Here is a 19063-nt window from a genome sequence, read left to right as displayed (position 1 = left end):
TAAAAGTACTTATAAAAAGTAATTAAAGTTTATATTTTGACTGTTTTTGTTATAAAAACTACAGTTTTTTAGATTTTATTGCATCGTAAATTACAATACTAACTGCATTTGCCAAATTTAAACTTCTAATATGCTCGCTAAAAAGAGGTATTTTGTAAAGAGAATCTTTGTATTTTTCTACAACGCTTTTAGGTAAACCTTTAGATTCTTTTCCAAAAACAAAAAACATATTGTCCTCGTAATCAATTTCGTAATAATTTTTTTCTGCTTTTGCTGATAAAAATGTAAACTTTTTATCAGAATGAACTTCAAAAAAATGGTCAATACTATCGTAAATTTTTAGGTCTAGATGTTTCCAATAATCTAGACCAGCGCGTTTAACTCTTTTATCATCCAACTCAAAACCAAACGGCTTAACCAAGTGCAATGTAGAACCAGAAGCTAAACTTAGCCTACCAATGTTGCCTGTGTTATTAGGTATTTCGGGTTCAAATAATACAATGTTAAAGCTCATAAATAGTTTTTGCGTTTAAGCAAAGAAACGCAATAGAAATAGAATAAGGAAAATGTTATTTTAATTTAATTCATTTTTTCATGTAAAGCTTGTTGCATAAAACTAACATTATCTAATGCTTTTTTAGAAAAATCAAAAAGACTAAAACATCTATCTAAATTCTGGTTAGGATAAGCAACTTTGTAATAAGCATCATTCTGTAAAAAATCTGTAAGTGCACGTAAGCCATGTATAAAAGGCATAAATACAGCCCCAAGTGGTAAACTGTCTATTTCTTCTTTGGTTAGTATACTTTTATGGAGGCTTAAACCGTCTATAAAAGAGATGAATAGTTCTTTGTTAAATGTTATTTTAGATAAGTCTTTTTCGTCTTCAGGAGCTGTGTTTACAATAGTACGCACGGCATCACCAAAATCATAATAAAAGTAGCCCTTCATTAAAGTATCTAAATCTATTAAACACAATGCTTTGTCTGCACTTTTAGAAAACAGAATATTATTTAGTTTGGTATCGTTATGGCAAACTCTAATTGGTAATTCTGTAAAGCAAAAATCTAATAAATCTGGCAATAGTTCTTCCGCAAAATCTATAGCTTCTTTTGCTGCAGAAACACGATCTTTTTTGGCTTTTTCTAAAGCATCAAAAAACTGATTATTTCTGTGTATTAAATTATGAAAATCAGGAATTGTATCTTGATAATTTGTTACATCTTCAGTGGTTAATAAGTAGTGAAATTCTCCTATAATTTTACCTGCTTCAAAAGCAATACTATTCTTAGTTGTTGTGTTATAGGTTACACTGTCATCAATATAAGAAAGCACTCTCCAAAACCCATTTTCTTTGTGGTAACTTGTGTTTTTTTTAGTCTTAACTACAGCAACGCTAGTATAGTTTTTACTATTTAATACATTTAGTGCTTTATCTATATTTTGCATTATACCAGCTACATTTTTAAACACATTGTTATTAATGCGTTGCAAAATATATACAGGTTTGTTGGTATTTAAAACCAAATACGTGTCATTAATAAGCCCGTTGTTTATAGTTTTAAAAGCATACTTTTCTTTAGGAATAGCAAAATGACTTAAAATTTTAGCAGGTTCTATTGACATAGTTTTTAATTTATGTTCCATAAGTTAAATGGGTAATCCTCATTTTTTGTCATTTCAGCAAGCTTAGAAACCGCCATTGCTCTGTCTTCTGCATAGGTAACGCCAAACCAATTACTTTCAGAATTTACTACAGGTACGTTTAGTTTGTGTTTGCTAATCATTTCCTGGATAATAAAAGGCAAGAAAACTTCACTGGATTTGATCTTTTCTTCGTCTTGAAGAAACAATTTAAAAGCTTGTTCTATAGTTCTAAATATAGAGGTGTCACAAACCCAAAAATTCATACTAACTTCTTCGTTTCCTGTAAACTCAATTCCTGTATTGGTATCTATTATTTTTTTTCCTTGCTGTTCTAGTTTTAAACGTTCTTCAACCTTAGTCAAAATACCATTGTCTATTTTGCAAACACCTCTAGATACAGAGCCGTGAGTAGACAATGTATCTTTTAGTGTGTAAGATATTAGTCCGTACGTGTCAGCAGTACTAGTTTGCATAATTTTAGCTGCATTTTTAAAAGCTAAACTGCCGTAAAAATCATCAGCATTTAACACAGCAAACGAACCGTTTATTACATTTCTTGCAGTCCAAACTGCGTGTGCAGTTCCCCAAGGCTTTAATCGTTCTGTAGTGTAACTTGTACCTTCTGGAACATCAGAAATTTCTTGAGCTAAAACATCTAACTTTATATTGCTTGGCAAGCGTTTGGCTAAATGCTCCTGTAAATAGTCAACTTTATCTTTTTTAGTTATAGCAACTATATGTGTAAAGCCATATTTAATAGCATCAAAAATGCTAAATTCCATAAGAAATTCGTGGTGTGGGCCAAGATCATCAAATTGTTTTAATTTTCCGTATCTGCTACCATTACCTGCAGCCATTAAAAGTAGTGTCATTGTTTTAATTTTGTGCAGCAAAAATAAGGTTTTGGAATGTTCTAATGGGTGGTATTTTAGTTAAATACTGTAGTCTAAATAGTTTTTTTTGATTGAAAAATAACTTAATAGAAAAGAAGCAAAACGGGTATTTTACACATAAAACTTTAAATATTAAAAACCTTTACTATCTTTGTGGTGTTGTGTTGTGTCTCAATTAATTTTGAGGCAATGTTGAAAACCATTTTAGATGGTATCAACCAATGAAAGGCTTTCCTATTGGAAGGCTTTTTTTATACCCAAAAATATTTAATTTATTAATTATATAATTTTAGGCTTATTTTTTAGATAAAGTTCAAATTATTGTACTTTTATTGTCTATTTACAAAGAACAATAGAAATATGCCGTTATATCATAAATTAGGAAAAATACCACCTAAAAGACATACCATTTTTAAAAAAGAAGATGGGACTTTGCATTACGAGCAACTGTTTGGAACCATTGGTTTTGACGGTATGTCATCGTTAATGTACCATATGCACAGGCCTACAATGGTAAAAGAGGTTGGTGAAACTATAGATGTATCTCCAAAAGCTGCAGTGGCTCATAATATTAAATCTAGATTGTTAAAAGGTTTTGATATTAGACCAGAAGATGATTATTTAGAGAGTAGAAAAACCGTGTTGTTTAATAATGATGTACACGTTGGTTTGGCTGCCCCAAAAAAATCCTTGACAGATTATTTTTATAAAAATGCAGATGCAGATGAGCTTTTGTTTATTCATGAAGGTACCGGAACATTAAAAACAATGTTGGGTGAAATTCCTTTTGAATATGGAGATTATATTGTTATTCCGCGTGGAATGATATATCAGATAGCTTTTGATACAGAAGAAAACCGTTTGCTGGTAACAGAATCTTATCACCCAATTTATACGCCTAAAAGATATAGAAACTGGTTTGGACAGCATTTAGAGCATTCTCCTTTTTGTGAGCGCGATTTTAAACTGCCAGAAAATTTACAAACGTATGATGAAAAGGGCGACTTTTTAATAAAAGTGAAAAAACAAGGACAATTACACCACTTAACATACGCATCTCACCCGTTTGATGTTGTTGGTTGGGATGGTTACAATTTTCCGTATGCTTTTTCTATTCATAATTTTGAACCTATAACTGGGCGAGTACACCAACCGCCACCAGTGCACCAAACTTTTGAAACTAGCGCTTTTGTAGTGTGCTCTTTTGTACCAAGATTATATGATTATCACCCACAGTCTATACCTGCACCATACAACCACTCTAACATAGATTCTGATGAGGTTTTGTATTATGTAGATGGCGATTTTATGAGCAGAAAAAGTATAGATAAAGGATATATTTCTGTGCATCCGGCTGGCATACCTCACGGTCCGCACCCAGGAACCTATGAGGCTAGTATTGGAAAATCTAAAACTGAAGAATTAGCAGTAATGATAGATACTTTTAAACCATTGCAATTAACGCAATTAGCGTTAGATATAGATAATGGTACTTATTACCAATCTTGGATGGAGTAATATTTATAAATTACATAAATAAAAAAGAGGTCAATTGGCCTCTTTTTTTTATGCGCTATGTATAACCGTGTGTACTATTGAGGCAGCTAATTTTGCTGTTTGGTTATCAATATCATATGTAGGGTTCATTTCTGCAATATCTAAACTTATAAGTTTGCCAGATTTTATAATAGTATATAAGCATTGTAATGCAATATCTGGAGAAAAACCCATTGGCGATGCAGCACTTACTCCTGCTGCGTAGGCAGATGAAAACCCGTCTAAATCTATAGTGGTATACACAACATCTACATTAGTTATAAAAGTAGAAATTTGTTCTTGTATTTTTATAGATTGATGAAGGTTAAAATCTTCATTTTTAATAACCGTTACACCAAGTTCATTAGCTGTTGTAAAAAGAGAAGCATCATTGGCGTCATCTCTAATCCCTAAACACAAATAATTAAAAGTAGTATTGTTGGTTTTACAATCTTCAGCTATTTGATAAAATGGTGTGCCAGAATTATTTCCGTTAGTATTGACTCTTAAATCAAAATGTGCATCAAAATTTATAATACCAATAGTTTTATCTTTTTCAATCGCATTAAAAATACCATTGTAATGGCCATACGCTATGTCGTGTCCGCCACCTAAAACAACGGGGAAAGTATTATTTTTTAGTAAAGTTGTAATAGTTTTAGCTAGCGTTTGTTGTGCTTGCTCCATATTATCATCAACACAAAATACAGTGCCAACATCTAAAAATTGTGTATTGTTTTTTAAATGATTTGGCATTTTAGCTAATTGCTTTTTAATAGCTTCTGGGCCAGTAACCGCACCAACTCTACCTTGGTTGCGTTTAACACCTTCATCACAAGCATAGCTTAAAATAGCAAAAGTTTTAGCGCTTTCTTTTTTTATAGCATCTACGCAGATTACTTTTTCGTGAAGATATAAATCGGCGTTGGATTTTCGGCCTTGCCATAAAGAAGAATCTGGTTTTTTAAAGTTGTTCATTATGCAATTTTATACATCAAAAATAAACTGTTATTTCTGTTTTTAATCTTCAAATTAAATAAAAAAGAGATTAGCAAAGGAAAAGTGATTGTTTTGCTGTAAAACTTTTAATTTAGTAGTTTAATATTTGCTAATGGTAAGTGCGAGTAAAAGTAGCTTTGTAGCTGCCTTAACTTTATTTTTTTTATTGATTGGGTGTAAAAATAAGCAGGAGCAAAAAGCGCTTTTGTTGTATTGTGCAGCCGCAGTTAAACCTGCTTTAGAAGAAGTGGCAAAAGTGTATTATAAAGAAACAGGAGTGCAAATAGATTTGCAATATGGAGGCTCTGGAACATTATTGTCAAATTTAAGAATAGCAAAGCAGGGCGATTTATATTTGTCTGCAGATGCAAGTTATATGCAGCAAGCAATAAAGTATAACTTAATAAAAGAGAGTAAACCGTTGGTTGTAATTACGCCAGTACTTGCTGTTGCAGAAAATAACCCTAAACAGATAAGTAATATTACAGAAGTGTGTAAAGAGGGTATTAAATTTGGTATTGCAAATCCTGATGCAGCATCTATAGGTAGTGTTACAAGAAATATGCTATTACAATCTGGAGATTGGAATGTACTTAAAAATTGTATTTATGTACAAATGCCAACCGTATCTGATGTTGCAAATGCTTTAAAATTAAAGACCATAGACGTTGGTGTTATTTGGGACGTTACGGCAAACCAATACAAAGAAATAGATACTGTAAAAATTAATTTTTTTAAAGAATATAAAGAGTATGCAACCATAGGGGTTTTAAAATCATCTAGTCAAGTAAAAGAAGCTTCAGAGTTTATGAATTTTTTAATTTACAATTCTAAAAGCAAGCGTGTGTTTAAAAAATTCGGGTATAATATATCTAATTAAATTTATAGAATATTAAAAAAGAAAACCAACATATAAAACACAAAGTAAAGTCTAGCTTGCCATTTTATTTGGTAATGGGCATTGTGGCATCTACCTATATAATTTTAATATTGGCAATGGTTTTAGCCGATTTTTTTTATACCACACCAGGTCATATTTTTAATGCTTTAGCTAGTAAAGAAATTCAGTATGCCATAAAATTAAGCTTGCTAAGTAGTACTATTACAATGATTTTAAGTGTTTTGGTAGCTATACCTATTGGGTATTTTATGGCACGTTATAACTTTAAATTTAAAAAAATTATAGATGCTATTTTAGATATTCCTATTGTGTTACCACCATTAGTGGTTGGTTTAAGTTTGTTGTTGCTTTTTCAAACAACATTAGGGCAATTTATAGAAAGTCATTTAAGGGTAACTTATACTGTTTATGCGGTTGTTATAGCGCAATTTATGGTAGCTTGTGCATTTGCTGTGCGTACAATGTATGTTACATTCTCACAAATAAACAACAGACAAGAGCAAGTTGCATTAACTTTAGGATGTAATGAGAGGCAATCTTTTTTTTATATTTTGTTACCGCAAGCAAAAAACGGAATATTAACAGCTGCATCTTTAGCTTGGGCAAGAGCATTGGGGGAGTTTGGGCCTATTTTAATTTTTGCGGGAGCAACAAGAATGAGAACAGAGGTATTGCCTACTACAGTGTTTTTAGAAATGTCTGTTGGTAATATAGAGGCTGCTGTTGCTGTGTCTTTAATAATGATAGCATCTGGATTTTTAGCCTTGTTGATGGTTAGAATGTTTGGAACTAAAAAAAATGCACTTTAGCCTATGTTACAATGTATAGATTTAGAAATAGAGCAAGGCAATTTTAAGTTGCCTACTATAAATTTTAAGGTTTACAAAGGCGATTACCTAGTTTTAAAGGGGAAAACGGGTAGTGGAAAAACAACACTTATTGAAACTATTTGTGGCTTGCGTAAGCTTAAAAGCGGGCAAATATTACTAAATACAATAGACATTACTAATGAAGTTCCAGGGCAAAGAGAGATAGGGTATGTGCCACAAGACGGAGCATTATTTGTTACTATGACTGTGGCAGAGAATATTGGTTTTGCCTTAAAAATAAGAAAATGGTCTAAATTGAAAATTAAAGAAAAAGTACAAGAATTAGCGGCTTTATTAGGTATAGAAAATTTATTAAACAGAACCGTTAATAACCTAAGCGGAGGAGAAAAACAACGTGTTGCTTTAGGTAGGGCGTTAAGTTTTGGTCCTCAAGTTTTATGTTTAGATGAGCCTTTAAGTGCATTGGACCAAGAAACAAAGACAGAAATTATACTTTTACTTCAAAATTTAGCACAAAAGTTACAACTTGTAATTATCCATATATCGCACTCAGAAAGTGAGGCTAAAAAACTAGCAACTAGTATTTTAAGTTTAGGAGACGGTGGCTTGCAAAAGGTTAGTTTGTAGACTGTTTTATTTTCTTATTTAAAACCCTAGCTGTAATGCTTATGGTATAAATAAATAATTCTTATTTTTGAAGCACATAAACTGTAGATAGTCATACTATTACACTAACCAAATATTTATGGATGACATTTTGATTAACATTGGCAGACAGCTAAAGCTGGCTCGCCAAAAAAGAAACTTGACCTTGCAGCAAGTAGCCAAGAGAACGGGCGTAAGTGCAGGGTTAATTTCAAAGATTGAGAACCTTAGGACAACTCCGTCTTTACCTGTTTTGCTAAAAATAATGCAAACATTACAGATAGAACTTTCTGAGTTAGAACTTTCTTCTAGTATTGATGGAGATTACATTCTTATTAAAAACGGAACAGGCGTTAAAGAGGATCGTGAAGATTCAGAACAATTAGAGTATACACATTTATTATCAAACTCTTCTAAAGGAGAAAGTATTCGTGTGTATTTAATTACCGTACAACCGCATGCAATTAGAAAACCAATTTCTACAAATGCTAATGAACTTGTTTACGTTTTAAGTGGTGCGCCAACTTATACGTTAAAAGGCAATGATATTACGCTAGATAGGGGAGATTTGTTGTTTTTTGATGGTACCGTAGCGCACGGTATATCTAATAGGTTTAATGAAGCTGCATTATTGCTAAAAATTTATTTATTACATTAATTAATGTAATTGTATAAAAGTAAAAAAACCTTCAGTTAATAGCTGAAGGTTTTTTTATGTTTCAAAGAGTACTGTTTTTTAGTGCTCTTTTTTCTTTTTACCAAAAAGCTTTTTAAACAAACCAATAATAGGTAAAGTTAAAAGTCCAATTACTAGTCCTAGTAAAAATTCTTTTAGCATAGCTGGTAATGGGATATCTTCTATTAGGTGGTGTAAAAATTCTATATTGTGTGCAAATACACCGCCAGCAACAGAAAGTAGAGCAAGTGTGCCAACAACAGCTAAAAACTTTATAACCCACGGTAAAGCGTTTACAAGGAGTTTTCCAACCTTGTCAGAGAAGCTATCATCTTGTTCGTTTAGGTTTATTAGTTTTAAACCAAATTCATCCATTCTAACAATTAAGGCAACAATACCATAAACACCAACAGTAGCAATAATTGCAATTACAGTAACCACCATTATTTGCGTAGTTATGGGCTGGTCTGTAACAGTGCCTAAAGCAATAATTACAATTTCTACAGAAAGTATAAAGTCTGTGAAAATAGCAGATTTAATTCTCCCTTTTTCTAGTTTTTGTAATTCTTCAATAGTAATGTCTTCATCTAAGAGCTCATTGGTATCGTGTTTGTGGCCAGCTAAAAATTCATATATTTTTTCTGCACCTTCATAGGCTAAATACAATCCGCCTAGCACAAGAATAACAGTTACAGCAACGGGTATAAAAGCACTTAATAAAAAAGCAAAGGGAAGTATTATAAGTTTATTTAAAAAAGAGCCTTTAGTAATTGCCCAAAGTACAGGTAATTCTCTGTCAGATATAAAACCAGATGCCTTTTCTGCATTTACAGCTAAATCATCTCCAAGGATACCTGCTGTCTTTTTAGCTGCAACTTTACTCATTACAGCTACGTCGTCCATAAGCGCTGCTATATCATCTAATAATGCAAAAAAACCTGATGCCATATGTGTCTATCTTTTTTTAAAGTTTAAAAGTATACTTTTTCTTTAAACTGATGAAGTCACAAATATAAATCATTAAAATAAAGTGAAGTTTGTAAATGTGTCTTATGAGGAGATTTAAAAAAAAAGAATAAGAATTGAAACTGAAAACTTTTTGTAGTAAACTATTTTTTTATGTTTCAAAAAGGTATAAAACCAAAAAAACCTTCAACAAATGTTGAAGGTTTTTGCGGTCTGGACGGGACTCGAACCTGTTGAATTGATTTATTTTTTAATTGCTTGTGTGCTACTTTATTTGTTTTTAAAATCAACAATTTCAATGTCTTGTTGTGTTTTTTAATTATTTAATTAAATTTAATGTTATTTAAATAAATATAAAAATGGTTTAGTAAGTGTTTAGTAAAATTGTTTTTTTGATTATATTTGAGTATTCAAATGTTTGAAATATGGCAACTTTAAAATTCGTGTTACAGAGTAAATCTGAGAATGCTCCAATATATCTTAGGTTATCTGTTAAGAGAGGGCAGATAATATATAGAAAAACAGGTCTTACTGTAAATCCTAAAAATTGGAGTTCTACAACTGGTTTGCCTAAACAAAATGATGCGACCAATAAAAACCTAACTGTTAAGTTGAAGAAATTGAATACTTATGTTTTTGATAATATCAACAATACAAATGTTATAAATGGAGATTGGCTTTTACATCAAATAGATGTTTTCTTTGGTAGAGTTTCAGAAAATAAAATAAGTCAAAACGTTTTAGATGTGATACAGGAGATTATAGATGATGCTCCTACGCGAAATAATGGCAAGGGAGGTATTGGATTAAGTCAAAGTAGAATAAACTCTTACCGTCGCTTATATGAGTTGTTTAATGAGTTTCAAGGGAAAGAAAATTATATAGTTTCTCAATTAGATAAACAGTTGTTTGAGAATTTTAAAAAATGGTTGCTTAAAAATAAAAAGTATTCAGATACTTATACTTTTAAAAAACTATCAGATTTAAAAGGGGTCTGCAAAGAAGCGAGAGCAAAAGGGGTGATAACCTCATCGGATTTAAACGATATTAAAACCAAACAAGTTTCCGCTTATGATGATGATATGGACGTTATCACATTAACTAATGAAGATATTGAAAAAATAGAAAAAGCAGATTTAAAAAGCGAAGCACTTATAAATGCAAGAAAATGGCTAATATTAGCGGCTTTTACGGGTCAAAGAGGACAGGCATTAACTCAGAGAGTAAAAAAGGAGAACTTTGAAAAGTATGGTTTAGATCTTGTGATTAAGATAAAGCAGAAGAAAGGAAACAAGCACGTAATAATACCCGTTCTACCAAAAGTAAAGGAGATATATGAAAATGGAATGCCTTATGTTGTTTCAACTCAGAAACTAAATGAACACTTTAAAAAAATTGGAGAAATTGCTGAGGTTGATGAAATGATATTAGGTAGAAAACAGGAGAATAGAAGAGGGGTAAAAAAATTACGCCCAAAGTATGAGTATATTAGTACACATATAGGTAGAAGGACTTTTGCAACGATACACTACGGTAAAATACCAACACCTATTATAATGCGTGTAACGGGGCATAGTAAGGAGTCTACATTTTTAACCTATATTAATCAGAGTGATGATAGCCACATAGATACATTCTTAGAGTATTATAAGACAAAAGAAAGAATTGTTAGTCGAAAACCTAAAATGGAAGTAATTAAAAACTTAAAAGGTTTATAATAGATTTAATGCAATATTTTGGTATTTAAGATTATTGCCGACTCTTTTTGTTAAAAAAACAAACAAATCATTGGATAAACTAAGATTTAGACAAAATAATTTAATCTTTTAAGTACAGATATAATCGATAAAATAGACGGTTAGTCTTGTTTTTATGATGTTGATAAATTCCTGTCAACAACGGGTTAAATTTTTAAGTGTTTTGTTTTTAAGTGTTTAGGGCGTTTTTGAGGTTTGTTTTTTATGGTAATTGTTAATAACCTTTATTTGATTACAAATTGCACGTGATTGCATTTATATAACTTTGAATCAAATAAAAAAAGGATAATAGTTTACTATCGCAAATCTAATACCCTTTAAAGTGTGAGAACTACAAAGGTAGAAAAAATGATAGTGATTATTGTTTAATTATTAATTAAATTTTAATCAATGCAACAAATTCAATTCGTTCAGGTAACCCCTGAGCAACTTCAAAACGCCATAATTGAGGGTGTTAAAACTCAATTGCAAGACCTTAAAAAACATTTTGAGCCGAAAAGCCCTAATGTGTATCTTACGAGGTTGGAGGTAGCGGAAATGCTGAAAATAAATATTTCTAGCGTTCATAATTGGACTAAAAAGGGGGTGTTAACCGCCTATCAAATTTCAGGGCGTGTATATTATCTACGTGATGAAGTAGAAAAAGCAATAGTTAAATTAGAAAACTAAAGTTTTGGCTACGGTAACGATAACACCTGTTATCCATATTTATAAGGAAATAAATGTGGGTAAGTATAAGAGCGTAAAACATTATGAGCTTATAAGTACGAAAAACGGATCAAGTAAACTAACAGATTTAATTAACATTAGTAAAGATAGGAATTGTGCCAAGTCAAGCCCTGTATTTTGGTTACAAATTAGGAAAGGTAATAAATGGGTTAAACCTCGTTTAACAGGATTATTTAAAACCAGTGAAAAAGGTTTTTTTAAGGGAGATTTAGATAAACGTAGATGCTTATTGATTTTTCAGTTTGTAAATGATGGTCTAGTTATTTATTGCTTTGAGAACTACTATCCTAAAAACTTAAATAGTGTTTTCTCTGTGATTGAAGAATTCATTGTTAACGACAAAAAAGTAATACCTGTTTACTTATAAACCTTGCTTACGCAATATAATTAACATAGTATTTTTTTTAATGAGAAAAGAGGTTGTTTTAATAACTAAAACAACCCCTTTTTAAGTGTTCAAATGCTTGTGCTACAGCAATGTAGTTCTAGTGCAAATATAGTATTTATAATTGATAGATTACGTAAAAATATTAGTTTTAAAGACTGATGTAGATAGGCTGTTAAGATGTCTAGACTTTAAATCCGAGATATCGGAAAATACAGGGGAAATCTACGGAAAGAAAGTAGCATTGTATCATTATTGCAAAATAGTGATGTACGATAGTGGTTTAGTGTTGTTTACAGGAAGTATACATAAAATGTTTAATTCGCTTTGCAACATAAAATCACCTAATTACAAAAAATATTCAACGTCAGATCACCCTGATGGATTTAGGGAAATTTACAAAGGTTATAATGGAAACCAATTTAATATTAATAATGTTTTGAAAATAAAGGAGCATTTAATAGAGTTGTTTGATTGTAGTGCTAATGAGTTAGAATTTCAAAATATAGAATTTGGTATTAATACAGAGCCTAAATTCAATCCAGATATATTTATTAAAGGTTTAATGTATCAGAAGGGTAAAATGTTTGAATTTAGATTTGATAATAGTTTCGCGCAAGTGGTTCATCAAAGGTATTTTTTTAAAATATATAACAAGTCTAAGCAATACGGTATGTCAAAAGATACCCTAAGGGTTGAGTTAAAAATAATTAAAAGTGAGTATCTAAAAGAGATTGGTATTAAAACCTTTGAGGACATCAATGAAGCAACTCTAAAAAAGGCTATAGGTTTACTTTTAAGACGTTTTAAAGAGGTCGTTTATTATGATTATACAATAGATAAAAAAAAGTGTTTAAAGCGGAATTTAAAATTCTTAAAATCATATTCAAATACTAGGTTTTGGATATATGATTTAAAACCTCAGCATAGGGATAGACACAAAAAAAGATTAGAGAAAATTATTAATGAAAACTCGTTAAAATTAAAGAGTCAAATTAATGATGAAATAAATAAAAAGTGTGTAATAAATAACCGCCTTTTAAATTCTTTTAAGTGTGTAATAAGTAACAATTCAAATATAGAGTTATTGATTACACATAGTAAGTCAAATAGTAATGCTTTTTTATCTTCATAAATCGTTTATAAAACAAATAACTTTCCCATTACTTAGGATTTAAATAAATGTTTAGAAACTAAGTAAAATGGATTTATTATAGGAGTGAAATAAAAAAGTAAGATAACATAGTGGTGCTAAGGTTTTACTAAGGTTTTTGTAGAGTCATACGCGTACACGTAAAAGGGTCAGAGAGGATTGCATTAAAATAACCCCTAGATTACCCCCATTGTTGCTTGAGAAGATTAAAAACGAAACAGTACGCACGCGCGTGACTTCTAAATACTCTTTATATTTGATTAGTCCATAAACATCTTAGTATTAATTTAAAGTGTGTTTTCTATTTTGATGACATTGCGCTAAAATAGAAAACTTTTGTTATTTGCATTTTTGTAAACTAGAATATACCTCAACCTTATTATAGTTCATATTTTTAACCATAGGGATATCTCCTTCTTTATATGGGTAGAACTCAATCCCTTCTGTTTCGCAAATACGAATAGACGAATATCTATTTGGATCTGTGTATACAGCAGGGTGCATTACTGTTTCGCATTCACAATCAAAAGATTCCTCTTTTTCTTGTTCATCATCCTTTGAGCAAGAAAATACTGATGTTGTAATTGCTAAAATAATAAGTCTTTTTTTCATTTCATTCGTTCTTTTATGAACGAAAAGTATTACATTTTTAGATTGGGGTAGGTAGTATATTGATAAAGTGTGTGTTATTGACGATAAAAAACATTTTTTATTTGTTTTTATGACTCTTATATTCAATAGGAAACAAAACATAGTAGTATATACATTTTAAAATATACTTAATATATCTTATCCAGTATGGTTTTTTGTTTTGTTCTCTCATAAGATAAAGGTATAAATAAATTAGTAATATTGTATTTTGTAAGAAAATATTGCTCTTATATTTATCCTTGTTAACTTAAAATAAAAAATGTGCTTACAATAAATATAAATTTAGACGATCGTAAAGGGTTTTATTCTGTATTAAAGGCTTTTGATGGGGTTGATAAAAAGCAGGATATTACATTGAACTTAAATCATAAGTGTGGGAAAAGTATTCAGGTTGAAAAATATCCTGTTTTATGTTCAATAGTAAATGAAGTTAGGTCTTTGGGGTTTAGAGTAGTTGTTAATTTGGAAATTGACTATAACTGTAAGCAGTTGCAGTATGCTGCAAGAATGGGTTTTCTTGAGGTTTTAGGATTGAAATATAATTATCCACATGCAAAACACAGTTCCCGTGGTAGATTTATAGAAATTGAGAATATACCTATGAGCGTATCTGGTGCTTATTACCCTAAGGAAAGTCTAACGGAATTATTTGTTACAAATTTTGGTTTTACAAAGGAAGAGGCACAGGATGTTACTCTTGTTATTGGAGAAATGGGGAACAATTGTGTAATGCACTCTGAAAGTAAAGGTGGGGCTATGTTGTATAGTCAAAAATATAACGAAACTAAATTTCTTAATTTATTTTTAGTTGATTCAGGTGTCGGAATTGTTAAGGGTATGCTTGTCAATAAGAAATATGATAATTTAACCGAGAAGCAAATATTTGCTAAAGCATTTGAATTTGGTGAGGGTAATGGACGGGGGTATGGACAAGGTTTATTTCTTGTTTCTGAGTTTTTAAGATTAAATAACGGATATTTGCAAATATTAAGCGGTAAATATCGTTGTGTTATAGAAAGCGGTAGGAAAGCAATTTGGACAAATGCTAGTTCGTATGATGGTGTTATTATTAAATTAAGAATTCCATACAATATTAAATTTCCTATTGATAAAATTATGAAAATTGCAACAAATGATGTAACTTAAAAAAAAGGAAAGTATTATGGATAAATTAGAATTGATTAAATATGGTGAGGAATTTCTATCTATAGGTCAATATAGTGCAATATCTGGGGCTTTATTTGAAAATTATAATAACTCGAATTTAGTTGTGCTAGATGCCTTTGGGGTTTCAGTAATCGCTCCCTCTATTATGACAAAAATAATTGATGGGCTTTTTGATAATGGAGTAAAGAAAGTGATTTTAATAAATGGAAGTCCAAAATTGACTAGTACTTTTAATTTTGCGATGTTCTCAGTCAATAAGAAAAGACAGGTTTTAGTGGGAGTTTAAAAAAAATAAAATTTTGATAAAAAGGGAGGTGTATTAGTATGCTTCCCTTTTTTTATGAATAAATGTTTTTTTTTATCGTTTAGTAGATGTTTTGTAAAAAGGTTTTGTAAATGAAAAAAGCACTTGAAAATCAAAGGATTAACAAGTGCTTTTGCGGTCTGGACGGGACTCGAACCCGCGACCCCCTGCGTGACAGGCAGGTATTCTAACCAACTGAACTACCAGACCGTGGCGTTTAGCGGTTGCAAATATACAGAGGTTATTTGGTTCCACAAAACTTTTTGAAAGAATTTTTAATTTTTTTTTAAAATTTTTGTCGCTCTACCATATACGTGTTAAAAACTGAAGCAAAATTTTCTGCAATATCAACAGCCACATATTTTATCTTGTATTGAGCGCATTTTAATTTGATATCTGACAGATAAGAAGTTAGCTCTTTTTGGTATGCTTCTTTTACATTTTCTGCATACAAATCTATGTGCTGGTTGGTCTCTACATCTACAAAACGCTTAGGTGCATCATCAAAATTAAAAAAAAGTTCTTTTTCTTTATCTAGCAGATGAAAAAGTACAACTTCATGTTTATTATATTTTAAATGTTGTAGTGCATCAAACAATTTTTCGTCCTCTTCTTCGGTCTGAAACATATCTGTAAAAAGAAACACCAGACTACGTTTGTGCATTTTTTCTGCTATTTGGTGCAAATAGGTATATGTTTTTGTTTTCTGAGCCGGATTTTTATCAGTTACTACTTCACTCAACTTTGCTAAAAGCATTTGGTGGTGACGTTCGCTACTTTTTTCAGAGGAATAAAAATTATAAGCATCAGAATAAATACTTAAACCAACAGCGTCTCTCTGTTTTTTTAAAATATTCATTAAGCCTGCAATAGCCAAAACACCAAATCCTATTTTATTAAGGTTGGTTACGCTTAGTTTTTTTACTTCAGGATAATACATAGATGCAGAACTGTCTAAAATCATATGACACCTTAAATTGGTTTCTTCCTCGTATCTTTTGGTGTATAGCTTATCTGTTTTAGCAAAAAGTTTCCAGTCTATATGTTTTGTACTTTCTCCTTTATTGTAAATCTTGTGCTCTGCAAATTCTGCAGAAAACCCGTGAAACGGACTCTTATGTATTCCGCTAATAAAACCTTCTACTACCTGCTTGGCTAAAAGCTCTAAGTTTAATAACGGTTGCGCATTTAAATTGTCCTTAATGTTCATAAACCTACTTTTTTATAGTTTGCGCTCTTTTTAAGTCATCTGTAGTCTGTAAAAGTTTTTTTAACAGAATAGGATTAAAGTTAGGGTTTTTACTTAAAAAGTCTTGTAATATTTGGTATGCATCTTTAGATGTGTACTTACCAATAGAACTTGCAAGCCAACCTTTAGGAAAAAAAATATCTCCTGTTAATTGTACTTCTTCTAACTTATTTAAACATTCTTTTAAATGTTTTTTACTTTCTTCTTGTCTTAACGGGTGATGTATGTTTGCTAAAGCACTTTGTACCCAAGATTCTTTTTCTCTGTTTTTAGCATTAAATAAAGACACCATAAAGGCATCTCTTTCTTTACTATTGTTGCTTAAAGATGGTTGTAACCACACAAACCTTGTAAGTTTATCTGGGTTGCTAATACGCTTTTCTTGTTCTTTTAAAATTTCTGTAGCCTTTGGGTGATTTTTTATAACTAATTCGCCAGCAAGACTGGTATAATCGTCTTCGTTTAAAAACAATGATGGTATGCTTATTTCTTTTTTCCAAAAAGCATATAATTTATCTATTGCTTTGTTTGATGTTGCAATGGATGTATAAAGGTTAAAAATAGTTTTTTTAAACGTTTTTGGTTTATCACTTTTTACAAGATTAAGTAAAGTATCTTCAGTACTAATTTGTATTTTTTCTTTGTTTTTTTCTGATAAAAAGCTCCAATACAAATCTCTAGTTCTTCCGGTAATATAATTAAGAATAAGTTCATTTTTTTCTGATGCTACTCCGTCTAAAAACACATTAAAAGCATCTAAAGCAGGTACTTTGTTATTTAAAAACACTTCGTATAAGTTTATATAGCTGTAACCACGAGCAGTAGCATCTTTTATGTCTTTTATTTTTGAAATCTTAGCCACATCAACCGGAAAAACTCCATATCCAAAACCGTTAGCGTTGTAAATAATTTGCAGTGGTTTTGCAAGTCCTATAGTTTCATTTAGCTGAAGATTTTTACCACTTATTGATGTATTTATAGTTTTTACACTGTCTTTATATACAAGTTGTATAGTAAAAGATTGTGGCCATACTTTATCTGTGCCATCTTCTGCCTTTTGCGTAATTGTAAAATTGGTTATTTTGTTATCCTTATAGGTAATACTATCTGTAAAAACTGGTCTTCCAGGTTGGTTTACCCACACATTAGACCATTGTTTAATATCTACGTCAGATTTTTTATCTAAAATAGAAACCAAGTCGTTCCAATCTGCATTGTCATTGGCATACGTTTTTATATACTCTTGCATACCTTCTTTAAAGGCATCTTTTCCTAAAACAGCTTCTAATTGCTGCATCATTATAGGTGCTTTGTTATAAATGATTCTACCATATAAAGAACCTGCATTTTTTAGGTTATCTAAATTTTGCCTAATTGGGTTAGTGCCTTTGGTGCGATCTTCTGAATACGCACTAGGGTAGTGCGTCATCATAAATTTTAATTGATGATCTATATCTGGAAAAATAGGATTCATAATCTTATCTGCCATAAAATTAGCAAACACTTCTTTCATCCAAACATCATTAAACCATTGCATAGTAACTAGGTCTCCAAACCACATATGCGATGTCTCATGTGCTATTAATTTAGCACGAGATAATTTCTGATTCTGAGTAGCATTCTTATCTAAAAATAAAGACGATTCTCTATACTGTATGGCACCTACGTGTTCCATACCGCCATATTGAAAAGGAGGAATACTTGCAAAATCCATTTTTTGGAATGGAAATTTATAGTCGGTATAATCTATTAAGAAGTCTAAAGACTGTTGGTGAATGTTAAAAATCTCATTTGTACTCTCTGCAATTTTTTCTTTATTGTTTTCTCGGTATAAAAAGCGCATATCAAAAGCACCTGGATTTTTTATCTCTTCAGAAAATTTACCAGCAACAAATGAAAACAAGTAGGTACTCATCTTATCTGTAGTATTAAAAGTATGAGTAGTGTACTCTTCTTTTTCTATTTTTGCTTTTTCTGTACCACCGCAAAGTACTTTCCAATCTTTAGGAGCTGTAATGGTTAAGTCGTAAGTTGCTTTTAAATTAGGCTGATCTAAACAAGGAAACAAAGTACTAGCTCTATCTGGCACTAATAACGTATATAAAAACTCTTTGTTTCTGTTAAGTGATAACTCGCCTGCATTAAAAGAAATATCAATTTTATTTTCTCCTATTATTAATGTGTTACTATCTATAACTAAATGCTCGTTGGTATGGTTAATTGGTGTGTTTACACCATTTACGCTAAGCGTTTTTAAATGATCTTTGTCTTCATTAAAATCTAAAATAAGATCGTATTGTAAGTCAGCAATGTATGCCGTAATTGTTAAGGTGGTAGGTATTGGGTCTTCTAGGTTTTTAGGAATAGAAAAATCTAACGCATAGTGTAAATCTTTAATTTGTTCTTTTCTGTAGTTAGCAAGATTTAAAGAAATACCTTTTTCTATAGGTAGGGTAGTAGGCCTTTCTTTTTTTTGAGGACAACCAACTAAGGTTAAAGCTAGTAAAACAAGGAGCGTATATTTTTTCATATAAGAAAGATAGATAAGTAGTAAAAATAAAAAAGGGTTTGACAA

The 19063-nt window shown here is 30.8% G+C and carries 19 protein-coding genes and 1 tRNA gene; 11 read left to right on the top strand and 9 right to left on the bottom strand.

All coding sequences use genetic code 11. The features are described 5' to 3' along the window. Positions 1 to 58: 58 nt before the first annotated feature. The 3 genes from Q4487_RS12380 to Q4487_RS12370 form a co-directional block, all read right to left on the bottom strand. Positions 59 to 514: a tRNA (cytidine(34)-2'-O)-methyltransferase gene (locus Q4487_RS12380; protein WP_303542956.1), complete on the bottom strand. Its 456-nt coding sequence runs from the start codon at positions 512 to 514 to the stop codon at positions 59 to 61. A gap of 65 nt (positions 515 to 579) precedes the next feature. Continuing rightward, positions 580 to 1626, bottom strand: a complete 1047-nt coding sequence (locus Q4487_RS12375) for a phosphotransferase enzyme family protein (protein ID WP_303571893.1) — start codon at positions 1624 to 1626, stop codon at positions 580 to 582. Between the two features lie 5 nt (positions 1627 to 1631). Further along, positions 1632 to 2519, bottom strand: coding sequence for a sugar phosphate nucleotidyltransferase (locus Q4487_RS12370; RefSeq protein ID WP_303542960.1), 888 nt, complete (start codon positions 2517 to 2519; stop codon positions 1632 to 1634). Positions 2520 to 2900: 381 nt separating this feature from the next. On the opposite strand from Q4487_RS12370, the gene Q4487_RS12365 reads away from it, so the two are divergent. Continuing rightward, positions 2901 to 4058: a homogentisate 1,2-dioxygenase gene (locus Q4487_RS12365; protein ID WP_100894835.1), complete on the top strand. Its 1158-nt coding sequence runs from the start codon at positions 2901 to 2903 to the stop codon at positions 4056 to 4058. Between the two features lie 48 nt (positions 4059 to 4106). Here Q4487_RS12365 and hutG read toward each other — a convergent pair whose 3' ends face one another. Next, positions 4107 to 5054 (bottom strand): formimidoylglutamase, encoded by a 948-nt coding sequence (hutG, locus tag Q4487_RS12360; protein ID WP_303542963.1) that lies wholly within the window; start codon positions 5052 to 5054, stop codon positions 4107 to 4109. A 229-nt stretch (positions 5055 to 5283) separates the two neighbouring features. Here hutG and modA point away from each other — a divergent pair, with 229 nt between their 5' ends. The 4 genes from modA (at position 5284) to Q4487_RS12340 (ending at position 8109) form a co-directional block, all read left to right on the top strand. Further along, positions 5284 to 5955 carry a molybdate ABC transporter substrate-binding protein gene (gene modA / locus Q4487_RS12355; RefSeq protein ID WP_303542965.1) on the top strand — a complete coding sequence of 224 codons (672 nt, stop codon included), beginning with the start codon at positions 5284 to 5286 and terminating at the stop codon, positions 5953 to 5955. 56 nt (positions 5956 to 6011) lie between these two features. Then, complete coding sequence (locus Q4487_RS12350; protein WP_303571891.1) at positions 6012 to 6785, top strand: ABC transporter permease; 774 nt, start codon at positions 6012 to 6014, stop codon at positions 6783 to 6785. 3 nt (positions 6786 to 6788) lie between these two features. Further along, positions 6789 to 7433: an ATP-binding cassette domain-containing protein gene (locus Q4487_RS12345; protein ID WP_303542970.1), complete on the top strand. Its 645-nt coding sequence runs from the start codon at positions 6789 to 6791 to the stop codon at positions 7431 to 7433. A 118-nt stretch (positions 7434 to 7551) separates the two neighbouring features. Further along, positions 7552 to 8109, top strand: coding sequence for a helix-turn-helix domain-containing protein (locus tag Q4487_RS12340; protein WP_100894840.1), 558 nt, complete (start codon positions 7552 to 7554; stop codon positions 8107 to 8109). A gap of 78 nt (positions 8110 to 8187) precedes the next feature. On the opposite strand, the gene Q4487_RS12335 is transcribed toward Q4487_RS12340, so the two are convergent. Then, the gene (locus Q4487_RS12335; RefSeq protein ID WP_303542973.1) at positions 8188 to 9075 is read right to left on the bottom strand and encodes a DUF808 domain-containing protein; all 888 of its coding nucleotides are present in this window, start codon (positions 9073 to 9075) and stop codon (positions 8188 to 8190) included. Positions 9076 to 9536: 461 nt separating this feature from the next. Here Q4487_RS12335 and Q4487_RS12330 point away from each other — a divergent pair, with 461 nt between their 5' ends. From Q4487_RS12330 to Q4487_RS12315, 4 genes are all read left to right on the top strand, one after another. Beyond that, a complete protein-coding gene (locus tag Q4487_RS12330) occupies positions 9537 to 10811 on the top strand; it encodes a phage integrase SAM-like domain-containing protein (RefSeq protein ID WP_303542975.1) in 1275 nt (424 codons plus the stop codon). A 429-nt stretch (positions 10812 to 11240) separates the two neighbouring features. Continuing rightward, the gene (locus tag Q4487_RS12325) at positions 11241 to 11519 is read left to right on the top strand and encodes a helix-turn-helix domain-containing protein (RefSeq protein WP_303542977.1); all 279 of its coding nucleotides are present in this window, start codon (positions 11241 to 11243) and stop codon (positions 11517 to 11519) included. A 4-nt stretch (positions 11520 to 11523) separates the two neighbouring features. Then, positions 11524 to 11946, top strand: a complete 423-nt coding sequence (locus Q4487_RS12320; protein ID WP_303571890.1) for a hypothetical protein — start codon at positions 11524 to 11526, stop codon at positions 11944 to 11946. Between the two features lie 142 nt (positions 11947 to 12088). Next, positions 12089 to 13099: a hypothetical protein gene (locus Q4487_RS12315; protein ID WP_303542980.1), complete on the top strand. Its 1011-nt coding sequence runs from the start codon at positions 12089 to 12091 to the stop codon at positions 13097 to 13099. A 357-nt stretch (positions 13100 to 13456) separates the two neighbouring features. On the opposite strand, the gene Q4487_RS12310 is transcribed toward Q4487_RS12315, so the two are convergent. After that, positions 13457 to 13729, bottom strand: coding sequence for a hypothetical protein (locus Q4487_RS12310; RefSeq protein ID WP_303542982.1), 273 nt, complete (start codon positions 13727 to 13729; stop codon positions 13457 to 13459). A 300-nt stretch (positions 13730 to 14029) separates the two neighbouring features. On the opposite strand from Q4487_RS12310, the gene Q4487_RS12305 reads away from it, so the two are divergent. Both Q4487_RS12305 and Q4487_RS12300 read left to right on the top strand, forming a co-directional pair. Then, complete coding sequence (locus Q4487_RS12305) at positions 14030 to 14914, top strand: hypothetical protein (RefSeq protein WP_303542984.1); 885 nt, start codon at positions 14030 to 14032, stop codon at positions 14912 to 14914. A gap of 16 nt (positions 14915 to 14930) precedes the next feature. After that, entirely contained in the window at positions 14931 to 15221 is a 291-nt protein-coding gene (locus Q4487_RS12300) for a hypothetical protein (RefSeq protein WP_303542986.1), read from the top strand. Between the two features lie 154 nt (positions 15222 to 15375). Here the strand turns inward: Q4487_RS12300 and Q4487_RS12295 are convergent. The 3 genes from Q4487_RS12295 to Q4487_RS12285 all read right to left on the bottom strand — a co-directional run bounded on the left by Q4487_RS12295 (position 15376) and on the right by Q4487_RS12285 (position 19018). Continuing rightward, positions 15376 to 15449, bottom strand: a tRNA-Asp gene (locus Q4487_RS12295). A 76-nt stretch (positions 15450 to 15525) separates the two neighbouring features. Then, a complete protein-coding gene (locus tag Q4487_RS12290; RefSeq protein ID WP_100894842.1) occupies positions 15526 to 16449 on the bottom strand; it encodes a DUF58 domain-containing protein in 924 nt (307 codons plus the stop codon). Between the two features lie 4 nt (positions 16450 to 16453). After that, positions 16454 to 19018, bottom strand: a complete 2565-nt coding sequence (locus Q4487_RS12285) for a M1 family aminopeptidase (protein ID WP_303542989.1) — start codon at positions 19016 to 19018, stop codon at positions 16454 to 16456. Between the last annotated feature and the right edge of the window lie 45 nt (positions 19019 to 19063).

The organism is Cellulophaga sp. 3_MG-2023 (assembly GCF_030546975.1).
GTDB lineage: Bacteria > Bacteroidota > Bacteroidia > Flavobacteriales > Flavobacteriaceae > Cellulophaga.
Note: the sequence above shows the minus strand (reverse complement) of the source record. Positions and strands in the feature narration are given on the sequence as shown.

Coding starts and splice junctions, on each gene's coding strand:
- Q4487_RS12340 (WP_100894840.1), top strand. CDS start 7,552: ATGGATGACATTTTGATTAACATTGGCAGACAGCTAAAGCTGGCTCGC.
- Q4487_RS12380 (WP_303542956.1), bottom strand. CDS start 514: ATGAGCTTTAACATTGTATTATTTGAACCCGAAATACCTAATAACACA.
- Q4487_RS12300 (WP_303542986.1), top strand. CDS start 14,931: ATGGATAAATTAGAATTGATTAAATATGGTGAGGAATTTCTATCTATA.
- Q4487_RS12325 (WP_303542977.1), top strand. CDS start 11,241: ATGCAACAAATTCAATTCGTTCAGGTAACCCCTGAGCAACTTCAAAAC.
- Q4487_RS12370 (WP_303542960.1), bottom strand. CDS start 2,519: ATGACACTACTTTTAATGGCTGCAGGTAATGGTAGCAGATACGGAAAA.
- Q4487_RS12310 (WP_303542982.1), bottom strand. CDS start 13,729: ATGAAAAAAAGACTTATTATTTTAGCAATTACAACATCAGTATTTTCT.
- Q4487_RS12345 (WP_303542970.1), top strand. CDS start 6,789: ATGTTACAATGTATAGATTTAGAAATAGAGCAAGGCAATTTTAAGTTG.
- Q4487_RS12285 (WP_303542989.1), bottom strand. CDS start 19,018: ATGAAAAAATATACGCTCCTTGTTTTACTAGCTTTAACCTTAGTTGGT.
- Q4487_RS12375 (WP_303571893.1), bottom strand. CDS start 1,626: ATGTCAATAGAACCTGCTAAAATTTTAAGTCATTTTGCTATTCCTAAA.
- Q4487_RS12290 (WP_100894842.1), bottom strand. CDS start 16,449: ATGAACATTAAGGACAATTTAAATGCGCAACCGTTATTAAACTTAGAG.
- Q4487_RS12335 (WP_303542973.1), bottom strand. CDS start 9,075: ATGGCATCAGGTTTTTTTGCATTATTAGATGATATAGCAGCGCTTATG.
- hutG (WP_303542963.1), bottom strand. CDS start 5,054: ATGAACAACTTTAAAAAACCAGATTCTTCTTTATGGCAAGGCCGAAAA.
- Q4487_RS12365 (WP_100894835.1), top strand. CDS start 2,901: ATGCCGTTATATCATAAATTAGGAAAAATACCACCTAAAAGACATACC.